Raw genomic sequence first — 17,922 nt, forward strand, 5'->3', positions numbered from 1 at the left:
TTTAATTTTTTAATTCACTACTTTTTTTCGTTTAAAAATTCAAAACGAACTATAACGTTTTAGCTTTACAATATTATTAAAAGGTACAATTGACCACTTGTATCTATACCAAAAATTGAATGCTTAAATAAATTACTAGTTATGTTTAAAAACGTTAAAACAATCCTTGTTTTAGTTTTGTTGAGTTCATTCGGATTGAATGCACAAAATAAGGTTCCGGTTTATCTTGATGATAAAAAGCCAATTAGCGAGCGTGTAGAAGATGCGCTTTCAAGAATGACAACCGAAGAAAAAATTGCCATAATTCATGCGCAGTCAAAATTTAGTTCACCTGGTGTAAAACGCCTTGGAATTCCGGAAAACTGGATGACCGACGGACCACACGGAATTCGTACTGAAGTAAAATGGGACGAATGGGATCAGGCTGGTTGGACAAATGATTCTTGTATTGCATTTCCGGCTTTAACCGCACTTTCTTCAACATGGAATAAAGAATTAGCTTCTTTATACGGAAAATCAATTGGAGAAGAAGCGCGTTACCGAAACAAAAACGTACTATTAGGCCCCGGAGTTAACATTTACAGAAGCCCTTTAAACGGTCGTAACTTCGAATATATGGGAGAAGATCCCTTCTTAACTTCAAAAATGGTAGTTCCTTATATTAAAGGAGTGCAGTCTAATGGAGTTGCTGCCTGTGTAAAACACTTCGCATTAAACAATCAGGAAACAAACCGTAATTCTGTTAACGTAGTAGTTGACGATCGTGCGTTGTACGAAATTTATCTTCCGGCTTTTAAAGCGGCTGTACAAGAAGGTGAAGTTTGGGCAATTATGGGTGCTTATAACAAATACAAAGGTCAGCAATGCTGCCACAACGAATATTTATTAAACGATATTCTTCGCGGAGAATGGGGCTTTAAAGGTGTTGTAGTTTCTGACTGGGGAGGCGTAAACGATACGAAACAAGCTATCCATAATGGTTTGGATATGGAGTTTGGTTCATGGACAAACGGACTTTCTTGGGGAACCAGTAATGCTTATGATAACTATTACTTAGCAAAACCATATTCTGAAATGATCAGAAAAGGGGAGATCGGAACGAAAGAATTAGACGAAAAAGTACGTCGCGTTTTACGTTTAGCTTTCCTGACTACAATGGATAGAAACCGTCCTTTTGGATCTTTTGGAACAGAAGAACATGCTAAAGCAGGTTTAAAAATTGCTCAGGAAGGAATCGTTTTATTACAAAACAATAACAACATTTTACCAATCGATCTTTCTAAAACTAAAAAGATTGCCGTTATCGGTGAAAATGCAATTAAAATGATGACTGTAGGAGGAGGAAGTTCTTCTCTAAAAGCACGTTACGAAATTACACCTCTTGAAGGTTTAAAGAAAAGAATTGGCAATCAGGCTGAAATCGTTTATGCTCGTGGTTATGTTGGAGATCCAACAAGTAATTATAACGGAGTTGTAGCAAAAGTAAGTTTAGAAGAAAAACGTTCTGCTGCTGAATTAACTGCTGAGGCTTTAAAAGTGGCTAAGGATGCTGATATTGTATTGTTTATTGGAGGTTTGAATAAAGCCCCAAATCAGGATGATGAAGGTCATGATCGTAACGGATTAGAGCTTTCTTATGGTCAGGATAAATTAATCAGCGAATTAGCGAAAGTAAATAAAAACATAGTTTACGTAAATATTTCTGGAAATGCGGTTGCAATGCCGTGGGTAAAAGAAGTTCCGGGAATTGTTCAGGGATGGTTTTTAGGAACTGAAGCTGGAAATGCTTTGGCTTCGGTTTTAGTTGGAGATGTTAACCCTTCTGGAAAATTATCTTTCACTTTCCCGGTAAAATTATCAGATAACGGAGCACACGCTTTAGGAGAATTTCCAGGTAAGGATGAAGTAAAATACAACGAAGGAATTTTTGTTGGATACCGTTGGGCAGACAAACAAAAAATAAAACCATTATTCTCTTTCGGTCACGGATTAAGCTACACGACTTTTGCATACGGAAAAGTAACTGCTGATAAAAAACAAATTTCAAGCAGCGATAAAATCACGTTTTCTGTTACGGTAAAAAATACAGGAAGCAGAGAAGGTTCTGAAGTGGTACAGCTTTATATCAGCGATTTAAAATCTTCATTACCTCGTCCGATTAAAGAATTAAAAGGATTTGAGAAAGTTTCGCTAAAAGCGGGAGAAGAAAAAACAGTAACGTTTACAATCGATAAAACGGCTTTAAGTTTCTTCGATGATAAAAAACACGACTGGGTTGCTGAACCGGGAGCTTTTGAAGCTATCGTAGGGGCATCTTCAACTGATATAAAATCTAAAGTGGGCTTCTCACTTCAATAATTTCATTATTTCTAAATTGGTTGGTTGTAAAGCTGCAAGTGTAAAAAGTTGCAGCTTTGCTTTTTAAGATTTACCATTAAGTTTAAAATTTTACCATTAAGATATTAAGTTAATTAAGCTTTGAACTTAATATCTTAATGGTAAAAAAATAAAACACTTTATTGTTTAAATTATTTACTATGAAAAAAAATGTACTTGGTGCTGTCGCTTTATTTTTAGTGCAAAATCTTGCGGCGCAAAGTCTGGAAAAAATGCAATGGTTTAATGAACCTGAAAAATGGGAAATTAAAAACAATGCCTTAATCATGAACGTAACGGCTAACAGCGATTACTGGAGAATTTCTCACTACGGATTCACGGTTGATGATGCGCCTTTTTACTATGCAACTTACGGCGGTGAATTTGAAGCCAAAGTAAAAATCACAGGAAATTATATCGCTCGTTTTGACCAAATGGGATTAATGATTCGTGTTGATGAAAAAAACTACATCAAAACCGGAGTAGAATTTGTTGACGGAAAATTCAATATCAGCACCGTTGTAACGCATGATAAAAGCGACTGGAGCGTCACTACTCTTGAAAAAGCACCACCGTTTATCTGGATTAAAGCGGTAAGAAGATTAGATGCCGTTGAGGTATTTTATTCTTTTGATGATAAAAATTACATCATGACCAGAAACGCACCTTTACAAGACAATACGCCTGTAATGGTTGGATTAATGGCCGCTTCTCCGGACGGAAAAGGTTTTGAAGCTAAATTCGAAAACTTCTCTGTAAAACATTTAGCGGATCAAAGAAGATTAGAGTGGCTGAAAAACCACCAATAAATTAATTTTCAATTTTTTAAATTCCAAATTCCAATTTGTTAACGCATAGCTATGTTTGTTTAAACAAGTGAAACGCCTTTTTTAAAGTTCAAAAACTATGTCTCTATGTGTTTAATTAAAAATTTAGACTAACCTTATAATAACCAAAATATTTTATGAGCACAGTTATTTACACTGATATAAAACCAAAAAAACATTACGAGATTCTCGATGGTTTGCGTGGAGTTGCGGCTATTTTAGTTGTTATTTTTCACATTTTTGAAACCTTTAGCGGCGGAAATCGTTTTATACAGATAATCAATCACGGTTATTTAGCCGTTGATTTCTTTTTTCTTTTATCAGGGTTTGTTGTCGCTTATGCGTATGACGATCGCTGGGGGAAAATGACGCAATGGGAATTCTACAAACGCCGATTAATACGCTTACAGCCTATGGTGATTATGGGAATGATCATTGGTGCTATATTTTATTATTTTCAGGCCTCAGATATATTGTTTCCACAAATTGCAGGAATGGAAGTGTGGAAAGTAATTTTAACCATGATTATTGGTTTCACTTTATTACCAATTCCGCCTTCAATGGAAATCAGAGGCTGGGGTGAAATGCATCCTTTAAATGGTCCGGCATGGTCACTTTTTTTCGAATACATCGCAAACATCTTGTACGCCCTAATTTTCCGCAGATTTTCGAATAAAGTACTATCAGTTTTTGTGCTGATATTTGCCGGACTGTTAATTAACTATACTGTTTTTGGTCCAAAAGGTGATGTAATTGGCGGCTGGTCATTAAATCTGGAACAAATGAATGTTGGTTTCACCCGATTATTGTATCCGTTTTTTGCCGGAATTTTACTTTCCCGTTTAGGGAAATTAATCCATATAAAAGGGGCTTTTTGGGTTTGCAGTATTTTAATCACAATTGTTTTGGCATTGCCAAGATTTGGTGATGAAGATACGTTATGGATGAATGGTTTATACGAAACATTCGTTATCATCTTAATTTTCCCAATTATTGTTGCAATAGGAGCAGGCGGACAAATTAAAAGCGCTTTCTCAGCAAAAATATGCAAACTTTTAGGTGATATTTCATATCCAATTTACATTACACATTATCCTTTAATTTATTGGTATACCGCTTGGGTTGTTGATAATAAAGTGTCCCTGAAAGATGGATTCATCCCTGGAATTGTACTTCTGGTCGCGAGTATTCTTTTAGCTTTCGTATGTTTAAAATTATACGATGAACCGGTTAGAAATTGGCTTCAGAATAAATTTCAAAAACGTAAAATAGCGTAAAATGTGAAAGGTAGAAATGCACTGCAGTGCATCTACGCAACGTATATAAAATCTTGAATTTCTAATTTTGTTAGTTATAGATATTCAAAAAAGGGATGAAATTTCATGTTTTCATCCCTTTATTTTTTTGTTTTTATGTAGAGACGCACAGCAGTGCTTTTTTTTGCCACAGATTAAAAGGATTAAAATGATTTTATTTTGTATTATATACAGATGTTATAAAATTATATTGTAAGATTTTATTGTAATATATTTGTATTGATAAAAAATATCTAAGAAATGTTAGAGCCAGATGAAACCGAGAAAATGCCAATATACCAAAAGGCAGAACAAATTTTTAAATTAACACAAGGATTAGTCTATATTGTTCCTGCGGATAATGAATATTTACAGGAAACTGTGGTTCGTTTTATGTTAGAAAATGCTATGCTTATTCCAGTAAAAATTGCAGGAGCAGAAGGAGGAGATTTATATGATCTTCGTATGGAAAATGCAGCGATTATTAGAAAAGCTGCTCGAGAATTATATGTTCAGGCCGGGAGTTTACGATATGAAGAGGGGATAAAAGATATGGATTATATTTCTTTATTAAGAAATACCATTGAAGAATTTCGTTTGCTATTTATTGATTGGGTTGCGAGTTTTGATGTTTGGAATTACATAAAAGACAGCTGGGGACTATTTAATCCGCCGGGCGTAAATGCCCATGATAAAGATCCGGATGATGATATTCCCTTTAATCCAAACGATTATTTTAATTCTGATAGCGATGATGATCTATAAAAATAAAAAGGAATAAATTTTATAGTTTCATCCCTTTATATTTTGTAATTATATTTGATTACATAACGTTGCGTAGACGCACTGCTGTGCGTCTCTACGGATATACGTTTCGTAAAAAAAAACAGGGATAAAATTTAATAGTCTCATCCCTGTTGTATTATTTGTGCCACAGATTAAAAGATTAAAACAATTAAAACCAGCGTAAACCAGTAAAATCTGTTAAACCAGTGGGCCATCTTTAAGATTTATTCTAAAACTAACGCTCCTAAAGCTTCTTTACTGAAACCTTTTAACTGGTCTGTTTTTCCGGCTTTAATTTTAGCAGTCCAATTTGGGTCAGATAGTAAAGGTCTTCCAACGGCAACCAAATCAAAATCACCTCTGTCGAAACGTCTGTTTAATTCTTCTAAAGAAGTCGGCTGAGAACTTTCTCCGGCAAAAGCACCAAAGAAATCTCCGGAAAGACCAACAGAACCAACTGTAATAGTTGGAGCTCCGGTAACTTTTTTAGCCCAGCCTGCAAAATTCAAATCAGAATCTTCAAACTCTGGTTCCCAGAAACGACGTTGTGAAGCGTGTATAATATCTACTCCGGCATCAACAAGAGGAGTAAGCCAAGCTTCTAATTCCTGCGGATTTTTTGCCAGTTTATAATTGTAATCAGAAGGTTTAAATTGAGAAAAACGCATGATTACAGCAAAATCGTTACCCACTTGTTTTCTAACTTCTTTAATCACTTCAATAGCAAAACGATTACGTTCCGGTAAAGTTTTTCCACCGAAAATGTCTTCACGTAAATTTGTTTCAGCTCTAAAAAACTGGTCAATTAAATAACCGTGTGCACCGTGAATTTCGATAGTATCAAAACCTAATCTTTTGGCATCAGCAGCAGCTTGTCCAAAAGCAAGAATAGTGTCTTCAATATCTTTTTCAGTCATGGTAACACCATTTCTAAAATCAGGACGATTTAATCCGGAAGGACCTTCAAAAGGAACTGGCGGAACCCATCCTGAATGGTGGTTATCCATAATTCCCATATGCCAAATCTGCGGGCCCATTTTTCCGCCTGCAGCGTGAACTCCATCAATAACTTTTTTCCATCCGTTTAAAGATGCTTCACCGTGAAAATGCGGCACATTAGCATCATTTGATGAAGAAGGTCTGTTGATTACAGTTCCTTCAGATAATATTAAACCAACTTCACCTTCAGCTCTTTTTTGGTAGTAAGCAGCTACATCATCAGTTGGAACTCCGTTTGGAGAAAAAGAGCGCGTCATTGGCGCCATTACGATTCGGTTTTTAAGGTTTAACGATTTTAAGTTAAACGGCGAAAACAGGTTGTTTGTACTCATAAGTAATTTACAAATTAGATTGAATTAATTTACTGAGTGCTTCAAAGGCACCTTCGTTGCGTTTATAGTAAGTCCATTGTCCAACACGTTTGGCTTCGATGAAACCGGCGCGTTGTAAAATAGACAGGTATTCAGATACTGTAGATTGTGTCAAACCGGCTTTGGCCTGAATTTGTCCCACGCAGACTCCGTGTTCAAATCCGCCATGTTCCAGCTGACTGGGAAAGTTTATTTCGGGTTCCTTAAGCCATTCCAGCATTTGTAATCTGGACTTGTTAGAGAGTGCCTTAAAAAGTTCTATATTTTCCATGATGCAAATATATCGACTTTTCCCGATATATCTATTTGAATAAAATTATTTAGGAAAATTTTATGATGGAGGAGGAGAAATGATGGAGAATTTAGGAAAGAAAAATTATATTTGCTTGCGTATTAATCTCGCAAAGTCGTAGAGTCGCAAAATTTTTTTTCAATTGCCTCCAGCTTTAGCTGGAGATAATAAGAAAGGTGAGAAAAGGGCTTTAGCCAAACTTTATATTTTTGGCTAAAGCCTTTCCAAGCTAATTTTTATAAACCTCCAGCTAAAGCTGGAGGCAATTCATAGAAAAGACTAAAAAAACTTTGCGACTCTGCGACTTTGCGAGATTAAAAAACGTTCCCCAAAACAAATTAAACTTAATAAACTATGAAAAAAACTTTACTTATTTTAGCATTCTTATGTTGTGTAATAACCAGTTCAAAAGCTCAGGTTGTAGGTACTGATATTGGCGATATAGCACCAGAAATAGATCTTCCTGATACCAAAGGAAACAATGTGGTACTTTCGTCTTTAAGAGGTTCATTAACTTTAGTTGACTTTTGGGCTTCCTGGTGCGGGCCATGTATTAAAGAACAGCCGACTTTATTAAAATTATACAACGCCTATCCAGATAAATTTTCAATTTACAGCGTTTCTATGGATACTAAAAAGCCTTTATGGTTAGGAGCAATTGCAAAAGGAAAACTGCCTTGGATACAAGTAAGCGATTTAAAATACTGGAAATCTCCGGTTATTGGAGATTATATGCTTCAGTCTGTTCCTTTGAATTTTTTAATTGATAAAAACGGAATTATTCTGGCTAAAAATATTCATGGAAAAGCTTTAGAAGATATGGTTAATGGTTTGTTGGCGCCGTGATGACTAATCAAAAGGAATCAAATCTTTCTTTATCAGACTTCCGTACGAGATTGCAAAATAATATCGAAATTGGTTCTTTAAAAGTGAACTTAAGTCACTTTAGGATATTTCCTTTATTTGGCGGAGCAAAACCTTTTTACGGACTTTTTGATGATAAAAGTTTTCGGTTAACTATAAATTCAGCGACATCTCCCACAATTTTTATTGTGAGAGGAAATTACAAGAATATTGATAATAGGGTTAATGTGAATTACGTCGTTGAAGAAAATAGCAAATTTCAGTTGTTTTGGACGAAATTCTCTCCAGTAGTTTTTTTAATATTTATTAATGTATTTTTTCTTTTCTTCGGAAGAGGTCTTAGGCGAGCTACTACAATTGTGAGCTTGTTTCTTCTTATTGTTATTTTCTATTCAAGATGGAAAGAGGAAAGAAAGAGGAAAAAATTAGAGCAAAAATTTATCAGGATTTTTGAAATTAAATGAGATAAAAAATAGAATACAGATCTTTGTCAAAGTTCCAAACTTTGACAAAGATTAAGCGCTGAAAAAACTTGAAACCTGAAACAAAGAAAACCTGAAACAAAAAACTTAAATATTAATAGCTCCCTGTCCGGAAGCAATCATATACGCTTCTTTTAAAGTTTCAGAATAGGTTGGGTGAGCGTATGAAATTCTGAACATATCTTCGTCTGTAACTTCATATTCCATTCCGATAACGCCTTGAGCAATTAAATCTGCGGCTCGCGGGCCAATGACATGCATTCCTAAAAGTTCTCCGTATTTTGGATCAGATAAGATTTTAGAAAAACCATCTTTTTCCATCGCGGCTCTCGCTCGTGCGCTGGCTGAGAACGGAAATTTTCCAACGCGATATTCAATACCTTTCTCTTTTAGTTCTTCTTCGGTATAGCCAACGGAAGCCACTTCTGGCCAAGTATAAACAACGCCCGGTATTAACTTGTAATTGATATGCGGTTTTTGCCCGTTTATAGTTTCGGCAACAAAAATCCCTTCTTCTTCGGCTTTGTGTGCAAGCATTGCTCCGGCCACAACATCGCCAATAGCATAAATATTTTCGGCTTTTGTTTGTAGTTTTTCGTTTGTAACAATTCGGCCTTTTGAGTCGACTTCGATATTGGTATTTTCTAAACCTAAACCTTCTGTATACGGTTTTCTTCCAACGGCAACTAAACAATAATCGGCGGTAATTTCCTGTGGATTATTGGAGGCATCCAAAAAACTAACCGTTGCATTCTTGCCGTTATTTTTAGCCGATTGTACTTTGTGACTCAATAAAATCTTGATATTCTGTTTAGTAAATATCTTTTTAAGTTCTTTTCCAAGATCTTTATCCATTGTTGGAATCAGGCTGTCAAAATATTCTATTATTGTAATCTCAACGCCAATTCTGGCATAAATAGAAGCCATTTCTACACCAATTACGCCCCCGCCAATAATGACAATGCTTTTCGGTTTTTCTGGCAATGAAAGAGCTTCAGTTGAAGTTATAATTCTTTCTTTATCGATTTCAACTCCGGGAATTGTAGCTGGTTTTGAACCTGTTGCAATAATAAAATAAGTCGAAGTAATTTTAGTAGAATTGCCATCGTTGTGTTTTACGCTGATTTCAGAATTATTCAAAAAAGAACCAATTCCTTCAAAAACCTCGATTTTGTTTTTCTTCATTAAAAAATTAAGTCCGGCAATATTCTGTTCTACAACTTCGCCTTTTCTTTTAATTAACTGCTTGAAATCTAAACTCAATTTTCCGGTTAGGATTCCGTGTGTTGCAAATTTGGTTTCGGCAGTATGATAATGTTCCGTACTGTCCAGTAATGCTTTTGTGGGGATGCAGCCAACATTTGTGCAGGTTCCGCCAAGGGCTTTATATTTTTCTACAAGAGCAGTTTTGTAACCTAATTGCGAACAGCGAATTGCCGATGCATAACCGCCCGGACCTGAACCAATAACAACAATATCAAATTTTGTTTCCATAAATGAGTTTTTTAAATAATTAAAAGAACATTTTAGTTAAAGCAATCAATATGCCTTTATTTAAGTTGTTGAATTTAATAATTAAAAATGTATTCTGGAAAAGAATTTACTGTATTTCGTTATTTAAAAAGTTGAATTCATGATATTTAAAAAGTAATCCCAAATTGAAAACCAGCTGTAAAAGAGACAGGATGCATTGCAAAACGAACGGGTTATATAAGTTTAATAAATAAGCCAAATAAAGCGGCAATAATTATTATATAAGGTTCGGGTAAATTTTTGATGCGAAACAAAGTAACAATTGTTATAAGAGCGATAAAAGTTGTTGGGATATCAATTATAGTTTGGGAAGCTATTACAAGAACTGAGCCTGCCAAAGCACCAATAACTGCTGCTGTAATTCCATCAACAAATGATTTAACTGATTTATTTCCTGCAATTTTATGAAAATAAGGAGCCATAGCTACAGTAAATATATAACAAGGTAAAAATGTCGCTAAGGCCGCAACCAGAGCACCCAAAAAACCGTCGACTAAATAGCCAATGAATCCTACAGTAATTACCACCGGGCCGGGTGTTATCATTGCTACAGCAACAGAATCTAAAAATTGCTGTTCTGTTAACCAATGATTTTCAATTACAACGCCCGAATGTAAAAAAGGTACAATGGCTAACCCGCTTCCAAATACAAATGTTCCTGCCTCGGCAAAGAAAATAGCAATTTTTATTAACGTTCTGCTTTCATAATTCCACAAAGGAACTTGTAGAAATAATATTGAAGTTATAGATCTTGAGTTCCACCATTTAGGAGGTGACTTAATGATCATATATAAAAATCCTGCGGCAATAAATAACAAAACCGGTTCTTGCCGCATTATAAATGTTATACTAAAAGTAATAATAAAAAACAGCCATAATAACCAGTTTGTCCTAAAAGACTCTATATTAAATTTACCAATAGATTTTACAGTAAGTTTATACGAACTGACGACTATAAGCCCGATAACGGCTGCGCCAACACCATAAAATACAGCTTGAATCCAGGGAAGCCCTCCATATAATTTATATATAATTCCTAAAAGGACAACCATAATAAAGGAAGGTAAAATAAATGCAAACCCAATTAAAGTGGCTCCTATTAGTCTATAATGCACAAAACCTAAATATATTCCTAATTGAGCTGCCAATGGGCCGGGGGCTAATTGGGCTAAAGCCAAACCCTGTTTGTATTCTTATTCAGAAATCCATTTGCGATTTTCGACTAAATCTTTATGCATATATCCCACAAGCGCAACCGGCCCTCCAAAACCTATTGTTCCTAGTTTTAGAAAGTATAAAGTTAATTCTCTTAATGAATATTTTGAAGTTGTCATTGATACCGATATTTTTAAAAAGCAATTCCAAATTGAAAGCCAACCGTAAAAAAGGCAGGATGATCATTACCAAAACGAACGGGAAGCGGAAGCGCCACATAATAACTGCAATTATCACTTTTTATAACCGTTTTATTAAGTACGGGAGTTATACCATATCTGCCGCTGCTTTCAAAAGCTGCTCTTCCGGCAAAAGTATAACCGTTACCAAGAGCCACTAAAACACCGGGATGAAATAATAAATTAGTCACTTTATCACTGTTTCCCTGAACTCTGATATTAGGAACAACTTCAAAAGAAAAACCTATTTTCTGGCTCTTCCAAATATTGATTCCGGTAGGAAAACCAACGGCATAATAATCTCTAAAATTTACACTCGTTTGTTCACTGCTAAAAGTGGCAATAGGATGCATTATCCCAAAATATCCTGTAATTTTTGGATAAGTAGTTTGAGAAAATGCATTGAAACTGAAAGTAAATAAAGCGATTATGAAAATGTGTTTAAATGAAATCATGATTAGTTTTGTTAATTAAGAAACAAAACTATCGACAATGTAAATTAAAAAATAGAATGCTATTTACCTTTTGTATCTGGATTACTTTTTAGCGTATTTTTTCTATAAGAAGAAGGATTTTTTCCTGTTTGGAGTTTAAAAATTCTGGTAAAATGACTTTGATCTGAAAACCCTGTCATGTAAGCAATTTCGGTTAAAGTATAAGTAGAATTCTGAATTAAGTTTATCGCTTTTTCAATTCGAAGTTTTCGAACATATTCGCCAAAATTTAAATCTTCAAAATATTTAGAAAACTCCCTTGATAAATAAGAAGGGTTTAATTCTAAATCATTAGAGATTTTCTTTAAATCAAAAGTAAACTGCGCATCAATTTGATCCTGAATGATGTTCTTTAATTCCTTAACCCATAAAGGTGTTTTTTGACTGCTTTTTTTCTCAATCAAAAGCTTATTGTAAACTTCGTGAAGTAAACTTTCAAACGGGCTGTTTTGCAAATGATTTTGCTTGTACAAATGTTTTGCCCAGCTGTATAAGGCGTCGTAGAGTTTTAATCCCGTTTCTAATAATTCGGCATCGTTTGTAATATTATGCGAAAGTCCGGCAGAAATTGCCCAGAGTCCGGCGGCTTCTTTAGCAAGATCGTGACGGTCGGTATCGGCGCCGCGAACAATTTTTGCCATAATTAAAACCGCTGGATCAGCAATTTGATATTTTTTTATAATGTAATCAAAAGTACATTCTTCATTATAATGCGTAAATTCTACATTTGGAATATCAAACGGAATCGCATCTAATTCTTTCGCTTTCGCTGCAACTTCACTAAACGGAACATAAATAAATTCGGCATCGGCATCAACAAAATTTTTGATCAGCCACGGACAGGCAATTCTATCAATTTTAGGCCTTTCACGGGTGATCCATTTCATTTGGCAAGTTTAAAATTAATCGTTTTCATTCGAAGTTTTCTTTACACCGCCAAAACTCGTTTTCATCAATTCTCTAATTTGAAATTGGGTTTTGTTTCGGGTTACACTTTTCCATTGGTCAAAATCATAAATATGAATTTGATCAGCATAAGGATTAGTTACAAAGAAAAGCCTTGATATGGAATATTTATAATATTTTAATTCATGCGAAATGTGGCGGTCGGGAACGACAATAAGAATCGTATCCCAATCCAGAAAATTTTGGGGAACATCATCTCTTTCAGTTAATCCAAGAGATTCAAAAAAGGCCAATATCTTTTGATCATTATTCTTATCGATCTTTTCATCGATACGTTTAATGGTGCTAAGAAGCTTTTTTTCATCTTTAATAACACTCATAGTAATCTCTGTTTTTTAAATTTTTATATAAAATTACATCAAATCAGAGTTATTTAAAAAAGTATAGCCAATAGAATGATTCTAAATTTTTTAAGCACCATTTTCAAACAGATTATCAGATCTTATTGCATATATTTTGATAAAATACTATTAAGTTAAGTCCTTTTTATGCCCTAATTTTATCGTTCTAACTTTACCAAACCAAGTTTTATGAAAATTGTTTCCTTAAAAAGAATTTTTCTGTCTGTCAGTTTTTTGATTTCTTGTTTGACATTCGCCCAAAATAAATCAGAAAGAGAATTTACTTTAATCGATAAAGACTGGCGTTTTTCGTTGGGTCATTTATACGATACAGAAAAAGATTTTGGGCATGCAACGGGTTATTTTTCATACTTAACCAAAACCGGATTTGGCGATGGCCCGGCGGCAAAAGATTTTGATGACCGTGCCTGGCGAAAGTTAGATTTACCTCACGATTGGGCTGTTGAACAGGAGTTTAGTGAAAAAGGAAGTTTCAGCCACGGATTTAAAACCGCAGGAAAAGGCTTTCCGGAGAAAAGTATTGGCTGGTACCGAAAAAAAATCAATATTCCGGAAACTGATAATGGTAAAATTATCAGTCTAAAATTTGACGGTGTTTTTAGAAATTCAAAAGTATTTTTTAACGGATATTATCTCGGAACAGAACAAAGCGGTTATAACGGATTTGAATATGATGTAACGGCTTATGTAAATTATGGAGGAGAAAATACAATCGTTGTTCGTGCCGATACATCAATGGAAGAAGGCTGGTTTTATGAAGGTGCGGGGATTTACAGACATGTTTATCTGCAGAAAACAAATCCGGTTCATGTTGCATCAAACGGAACTTATGTAACTTCTCAACTTAAAAATAACGGAGCTGATGTTATTGCCGATGTTACGATTGAAAATAAAGGAAATTATAAAGGATCGATTGAAATTGTTCAGACTGTTTTTGATCTTCAAAATCAACAAGCTGCCAATTTTTCTGAAAATATAGTAGCTCCCGAATTTTACAAAACGAGTACGCATAGTTCAAAATTATATGTAGAAAATCCATTTTTGTGGAGTATTGAATCGCCGAATTTATATCGTTTGGTAACACAGATTAAGCAAAACGGAAAAACAATTGATAGTTATGAAACTACTTTTGGAATTCGAACGATTGAGTTTGATCCGGAAAACGGTTTTTTTCTTAACGGAAAACCTTTAAAACTAAAAGGAACCAATAATCATCAGGATCATGCGGGAATTGGAACGGCATTGCCAGATGAAATTCAGTATTATCGAATTAAAAAACTGAAAGAAATGGGTTCGAATGCTTATCGTTGCTCACATCATCCGCCAACGCCCGAATTACTGAAAGCTTGTGATGAATTGGGAGTGCTTGTAATTGATGAAACGCGTTTGATGGGAATTAACGATTATCATTTGAATGATTTAAAGCGAATGATGGAGCGTGACCGTAATCATCCGAGTATTTTTTGCTGGTCGGTAGGAAATGAAGAGTGGAATATTGAAGGCAATATTGTTGGGGAACGTATTACGAATGTGATGCAGAATTTTGCTAAAACCATTGACCCAACAAGACCTGTAACGGTTGGAATTAGCAGCGGATTTAAAAGCGGAATTTCGTCTGTTGTTGAAATTATGGGTTATAATTATCTTGGAAACGGAGATATCGATGCACACCGAAATCAGTTTAAAAACCAACCGGGAATGGGAACGGAGGAAGGTTCGACTTTTGCAACACGTGGCATTTATTTTACTGATGATGCCAAACATTATCAAAGTGCTTACGATAAAAAACCCCGCCCAAGTTTTTACAGTATTGAAGAAGGCTGGAAGTTTTATGCAGAAAGACCTTATTTAGCCGGAATGTTCATTTGGACAGGTTTTGATTATCGCGGAGAACCGACGCCTTACGGCTGGCCGTCGGTAACTTCATATTTCGGAATGATGGATGTTTGCGGTTTCCCGAAAGACAATGTGTTTTATTTGAAATCGTGGTGGGGAACGGAGCCTGTTCTGCACATTATGCCGCATTGGAACTGGAGTGGAATGGAAGGAAAAGAAATTGATGTCTGGGTACATTCTAATTGCGATGAAGTAGAACTTTTCCTGAACAAAAAAAGTCTCGGCAAAAAGAAAATGGAACAAAACAGCCATTTAGAATGGAAAGTAAATTATGCGCCGGGAACTCTGGAAGCCATTGGATATAAAAACGGAAAAAGAATACTTTCTGATATTCAAAAAACAACCGGAAAAGCTGAAAATATTAAACTTTCTGTAGATAAAGAAAATGTACCAAATTCAAAAGTTACGGTTGCCACAGTTGAGGTTACAGATAAAAACGGTCTGCATGTTCCAACTTCAAATGATGAAATTACCTTTTCTATAAAAGGCGGAAAGATTTTGGGAGTAGGAAACGGCGATCCAACTTCTTTAGAAAAAGATCAGTTTCTGGATGCTATTTCGCTAGTTCAAATAACTAATTTTCAGGAACAAAAAGGATTAACGGCTACTTTGCCTCAAGAATTACAAAATTATCCTGAAAACGATTGGAAAACAGCTTTTAAAGACAGAGATTATAAAAACCAGGCGCTATCTTATTTTTATAAAGGTGATTTTGAGTTAAAAAACAATTTGGCATCAAATATTGTGAGTTTCTTTTACAAGAAAATCGGAGTTGAAACTGTGGTTTTTATCAATGGAAATAAAGTAGATGCAAGTGTAGAAGATTCTCAAAAGTATATTTTGGATTCGAAAATACTAAAAGAAGGCAAAAACACAATTCATATCGTTGCAACGCCGCTTCAAAAAATAAAAGACTGGGACGTAATGAATACAGATCCCGGAATTATTCAGGTTGTAACACCATCTGAACCTTGGAAAAGAAAACTTTTTAATGGTTATACACAAATCATAATTCAAAAAGAGGAAAATGCTAAAGAAGTAATTTTATCTGCTTCCGCGAAAGGATTACGAACAGGCAACTTGAAAAATTAGTTTAACCGCAAAGGCGCAAAGGTTTACGCAAAGTTCGCTAAGTTTTTTTTAGCTGGAATGAAAGAATCTCGCAAAGTCGCAAAGGCGCAAAGTTTTATTTTCTTTGCGTGCTTTGCGAAATCTTAGCGCTCTTTGCGGTTAAAAAAAACTATTTTATTCTCTGAATATCATAAGAAGACTGCGTTTTATCTCCACCCAACAATTTGCCTAATTTAGAACTTATCACATAAACATTTCCATCTGAAGCCAAGGCCGCAGTCGTTGGGAAATCTTCTTTACCAATAGCAGTTTCACTAATTTTTGAAGCACTTTTCCAGTTATTACTGCTCGAAAAAGTATAAGTTTTACCTAAAGCCAACCCGTTTTCAACCACAACAAGATTATTGTTTTTGTCTAATTCTATTCCGTCAGGCGCGCTGAAAGCTGCTCCTGTAACTTCAGTAATAATGGAAGGATTAGCAATAGAGATTTTAAACAATTTAGAATCATCTGTTTTTACAGCCAGCAAATAACCATCAGGATGAAAAACAATTCCGTTTAAACCAAACTGATTGGGAGCAGGCTGAAATAAAGTATTCGTAACAAATAATGATGCTGTAAAACTGGTATCAATTTTATAGATGTTCGGAGAAAAAGAATCAGTAATATAAATATTTCCGTCAGTATCTACCGCAATATCATTAAGGCACGATCCGGCATTTGGAGTGAAATTTTTCAAATCAATTTCCTTAATATGCGCCCGAAGTAAGGTTAAAAATACTTACTGTAGCAATCGTTCCGGCGCTTGTAGCAGTACTTTTTTGTGAAATTCCCAAATCGGCGTTTGCCACAATTAATCGGTTTCGGACTTCATCCGTATAAATTCCTGTTGGTAAAACTAGTTTATTGCTTGTAGCAAAAACGGCTGTTTCGCCTTTTGAGTTCATTGCATAAACGGCACCTTTATACAACGAACTAAATAAGAATTTTTCATTTTTAGAATCATAATCAATTCCTTCCGGATAAAGACCAATATCTGTTACAGTATATTTACTTTGAAGAGAAACAGGAATTGAAGCAGATTTCTTTTCGCTGTCGCAAGCAGCAAAAAGAATCGAAAAAGCGGTAATTAAAATAGTATTTTTCATTTTTATTGAATTGAAATTATTTGTCCCTATTGACAATGCAAATCTGGGACAGAACAAGAAAAATAAAAATGAACTGGTTTAGGAAATTCGGTTAAACTAGTTTAACTTTTTGAGGTTTTCCGATTGCGTATTTTGCTCAAATACTCGGTGCTAAAACCAAGATAAGAAGCCAAAGCATATTGCGGAACACGTTTAGCAATTTCGGCATATTTGCTTATGAATTCGTCATAACGTTCTTCGGCGGTTTTGGTGAAATTTGATAAAAGTCTTTTTTGCTGAAAAGCAAGTGAACGTTGTGTTATAATACGTTCGAATTTTTCAAGTTTGGGAATTTCGCGTAGAAATTTTTGTTCGTCTTCATATTCAATTTGAATCAAAACGGAATCTTCCAATGCTTCCACAAACAGAGTAGCAGGTTCCTGATAAATTAAACTGCTGTAATCAGAAATCCACTAATCTTCAATCGCAAATGATAAAGTGTGTTCTTTTCCTTCGTTATCCACTAAATAACCTCTAAAAGCACCTTTTACAACATAGCTTTTGTGTTTACATACAAATCCTGGCTGTACAATAAATTGCCTTTTCTTTACTTTGGTAATTTTCAAAAAAGTAGCCAGATGCTTTTTTTCATCATCTGTCAAATCAACATATCTTGAAACGTAGTCTATAACGGGCAGTAAATCCTTCATGAAAACAAAGATAAAATAAAAATAAGTTCCAATATTTCAAATTCCAAATTCCAAACCTCAAAAAATAAATTCAATGC

The 17,922-nt window shown here is 34.8% G+C and carries 16 protein-coding genes and 1 pseudogene; 6 read left to right on the forward strand and 11 right to left on the reverse strand.

Annotated features, from left to right (window positions below; translation table 11 throughout):
* Positions 1 to 141 precede the first annotated feature (141 nt).
* The 4 genes from ACODSB_RS11540 (at position 142) to ACODSB_RS11555 (ending at position 5,263) form a co-directional block, all read left to right on the forward strand.
* Positions 142 to 2,358: a glycoside hydrolase family 3 C-terminal domain-containing protein gene (locus tag ACODSB_RS11540; protein ID WP_488937155.1), complete on the forward strand. Its 2,217-nt coding sequence runs from the start codon at positions 142 to 144 to the stop codon at positions 2,356 to 2,358.
* A gap of 179 nt (positions 2,359 to 2,537) precedes the next feature.
* Complete coding sequence (locus ACODSB_RS11545; RefSeq protein WP_488937156.1) at positions 2,538 to 3,185, forward strand: DUF1349 domain-containing protein; 648 nt, start codon at positions 2,538 to 2,540, stop codon at positions 3,183 to 3,185.
* A 155-nt stretch (positions 3,186 to 3,340) separates the two neighbouring features.
* Positions 3,341 to 4,480, forward strand: a complete 1,140-nt coding sequence (locus ACODSB_RS11550) for an acyltransferase family protein (RefSeq protein ID WP_488937157.1) — start codon at positions 3,341 to 3,343, stop codon at positions 4,478 to 4,480.
* 279 nt (positions 4,481 to 4,759) lie between these two features.
* Positions 4,760 to 5,263, forward strand: coding sequence for a hypothetical protein (locus tag ACODSB_RS11555; protein ID WP_488937158.1), 504 nt, complete (start codon positions 4,760 to 4,762; stop codon positions 5,261 to 5,263).
* 245 nt (positions 5,264 to 5,508) lie between these two features.
* Here ACODSB_RS11555 and ACODSB_RS11560 read toward each other — a convergent pair whose 3' ends face one another.
* Together ACODSB_RS11560 and ACODSB_RS11565 are read right to left on the reverse strand one after the other, a co-directional pair.
* On the reverse strand, positions 5,509 to 6,615 hold the full coding sequence (locus ACODSB_RS11560; RefSeq protein ID WP_488937159.1) for an NADH:flavin oxidoreductase: 1,107 nt from the start codon (positions 6,613 to 6,615) through the stop codon (positions 5,509 to 5,511).
* 7 nt (positions 6,616 to 6,622) lie between these two features.
* Positions 6,623 to 6,925: an ArsR/SmtB family transcription factor gene (locus ACODSB_RS11565; protein WP_035644774.1), complete on the reverse strand. Its 303-nt coding sequence runs from the start codon at positions 6,923 to 6,925 to the stop codon at positions 6,623 to 6,625.
* Positions 6,926 to 7,300: 375 nt separating this feature from the next.
* Here ACODSB_RS11565 and ACODSB_RS11570 point away from each other — a divergent pair, with 375 nt between their 5' ends.
* Positions 7,301 to 7,792, forward strand: a complete 492-nt coding sequence (locus ACODSB_RS11570; protein ID WP_488937160.1) for a TlpA family protein disulfide reductase — start codon at positions 7,301 to 7,303, stop codon at positions 7,790 to 7,792.
* Between the two features lie 587 nt (positions 7,793 to 8,379).
* Here the strand turns inward: ACODSB_RS11570 and lpdA are convergent.
* From lpdA to ACODSB_RS11595, 5 genes and pseudogenes are all read right to left on the reverse strand, one after another.
* Complete coding sequence (lpdA, locus tag ACODSB_RS11575) at positions 8,380 to 9,786, reverse strand: dihydrolipoyl dehydrogenase (RefSeq protein WP_488937161.1); 1,407 nt, start codon at positions 9,784 to 9,786, stop codon at positions 8,380 to 8,382.
* 212 nt (positions 9,787 to 9,998) lie between these two features.
* Positions 9,999 to 11,159 (reverse strand): annotated as a pseudogene (locus tag ACODSB_RS11580) (chromate transporter).
* Positions 11,160 to 11,173: 14 nt separating this feature from the next.
* Positions 11,174 to 11,674: a hypothetical protein gene (locus tag ACODSB_RS11585; protein ID WP_488937162.1), complete on the reverse strand. Its 501-nt coding sequence runs from the start codon at positions 11,672 to 11,674 to the stop codon at positions 11,174 to 11,176.
* Positions 11,675 to 11,733: 59 nt separating this feature from the next.
* On the reverse strand, positions 11,734 to 12,600 hold the full coding sequence (locus tag ACODSB_RS11590) for a chromate resistance protein ChrB domain-containing protein (RefSeq protein ID WP_488937163.1): 867 nt from the start codon (positions 12,598 to 12,600) through the stop codon (positions 11,734 to 11,736).
* Between the two features lie 15 nt (positions 12,601 to 12,615).
* Complete coding sequence (locus tag ACODSB_RS11595) at positions 12,616 to 12,999, reverse strand: hypothetical protein (protein ID WP_053472222.1); 384 nt, start codon at positions 12,997 to 12,999, stop codon at positions 12,616 to 12,618.
* Positions 13,000 to 13,209: 210 nt separating this feature from the next.
* Between ACODSB_RS11595 and galA the strand changes: the two genes are divergently transcribed.
* The gene (gene galA / locus ACODSB_RS11600) at positions 13,210 to 16,029 is read left to right on the forward strand and encodes a beta-galactosidase GalA (RefSeq protein WP_488937164.1); all 2,820 of its coding nucleotides are present in this window, start codon (positions 13,210 to 13,212) and stop codon (positions 16,027 to 16,029) included.
* Positions 16,030 to 16,177: 148 nt separating this feature from the next.
* Here the strand turns inward: galA and ACODSB_RS11605 are convergent, their stop codons facing one another.
* The 4 genes from ACODSB_RS11605 to ACODSB_RS11620 all read right to left on the reverse strand — a co-directional run bounded on the left by ACODSB_RS11605 (position 16,178) and on the right by ACODSB_RS11620 (position 17,845).
* On the reverse strand, positions 16,178 to 16,747 hold the full coding sequence (locus ACODSB_RS11605) for a hypothetical protein (RefSeq protein WP_488937165.1): 570 nt from the start codon (positions 16,745 to 16,747) through the stop codon (positions 16,178 to 16,180).
* A gap of 10 nt (positions 16,748 to 16,757) precedes the next feature.
* Positions 16,758 to 17,156: a hypothetical protein gene (locus ACODSB_RS11610; RefSeq protein WP_488937166.1), complete on the reverse strand. Its 399-nt coding sequence runs from the start codon at positions 17,154 to 17,156 to the stop codon at positions 16,758 to 16,760.
* Positions 17,157 to 17,257: 101 nt separating this feature from the next.
* Positions 17,258 to 17,557, reverse strand: a complete 300-nt coding sequence (locus ACODSB_RS11615; protein ID WP_488937167.1) for a Crp/Fnr family transcriptional regulator — start codon at positions 17,555 to 17,557, stop codon at positions 17,258 to 17,260.
* Between the two features lie 51 nt (positions 17,558 to 17,608).
* The gene (locus ACODSB_RS11620; RefSeq protein ID WP_488937168.1) at positions 17,609 to 17,845 is read right to left on the reverse strand and encodes a hypothetical protein; all 237 of its coding nucleotides are present in this window, start codon (positions 17,843 to 17,845) and stop codon (positions 17,609 to 17,611) included.
* Positions 17,846 to 17,922: the final 77 nt, after the last annotated feature.

The sequence above is a fragment of the Flavobacterium sp. FG68 genome, from assembly GCF_057808895.1.

Coding starts and splice junctions, on each gene's coding strand:
- ACODSB_RS11540 (WP_488937155.1), top strand. CDS start 142: ATGTTTAAAAACGTTAAAACAATCCTTGTTTTAGTTTTGTTGAGTTCA.
- ACODSB_RS11565 (WP_035644774.1), bottom strand. CDS start 6,925: ATGGAAAATATAGAACTTTTTAAGGCACTCTCTAACAAGTCCAGATTA.
- ACODSB_RS11570 (WP_488937160.1), top strand. CDS start 7,301: ATGAAAAAAACTTTACTTATTTTAGCATTCTTATGTTGTGTAATAACC.
- ACODSB_RS11545 (WP_488937156.1), top strand. CDS start 2,538: ATGAAAAAAAATGTACTTGGTGCTGTCGCTTTATTTTTAGTGCAAAAT.
- ACODSB_RS11550 (WP_488937157.1), top strand. CDS start 3,341: ATGAGCACAGTTATTTACACTGATATAAAACCAAAAAAACATTACGAG.
- ACODSB_RS11585 (WP_488937162.1), bottom strand. CDS start 11,674: ATGATTTCATTTAAACACATTTTCATAATCGCTTTATTTACTTTCAGT.
- ACODSB_RS11555 (WP_488937158.1), top strand. CDS start 4,760: ATGTTAGAGCCAGATGAAACCGAGAAAATGCCAATATACCAAAAGGCA.
- ACODSB_RS11595 (WP_053472222.1), bottom strand. CDS start 12,999: ATGAGTGTTATTAAAGATGAAAAAAAGCTTCTTAGCACCATTAAACGT.
- galA (WP_488937164.1), top strand. CDS start 13,210: ATGAAAATTGTTTCCTTAAAAAGAATTTTTCTGTCTGTCAGTTTTTTG.
- ACODSB_RS11590 (WP_488937163.1), bottom strand. CDS start 12,600: ATGAAATGGATCACCCGTGAAAGGCCTAAAATTGATAGAATTGCCTGT.
- ACODSB_RS11620 (WP_488937168.1), bottom strand. CDS start 17,845: ATGAAGGATTTACTGCCCGTTATAGACTACGTTTCAAGATATGTTGAT.
- lpdA (WP_488937161.1), bottom strand. CDS start 9,786: ATGGAAACAAAATTTGATATTGTTGTTATTGGTTCAGGTCCGGGCGGT.
- ACODSB_RS11560 (WP_488937159.1), bottom strand. CDS start 6,615: ATGAGTACAAACAACCTGTTTTCGCCGTTTAACTTAAAATCGTTAAAC.
- ACODSB_RS11610 (WP_488937166.1), bottom strand. CDS start 17,156: ATGAAAAATACTATTTTAATTACCGCTTTTTCGATTCTTTTTGCTGCT.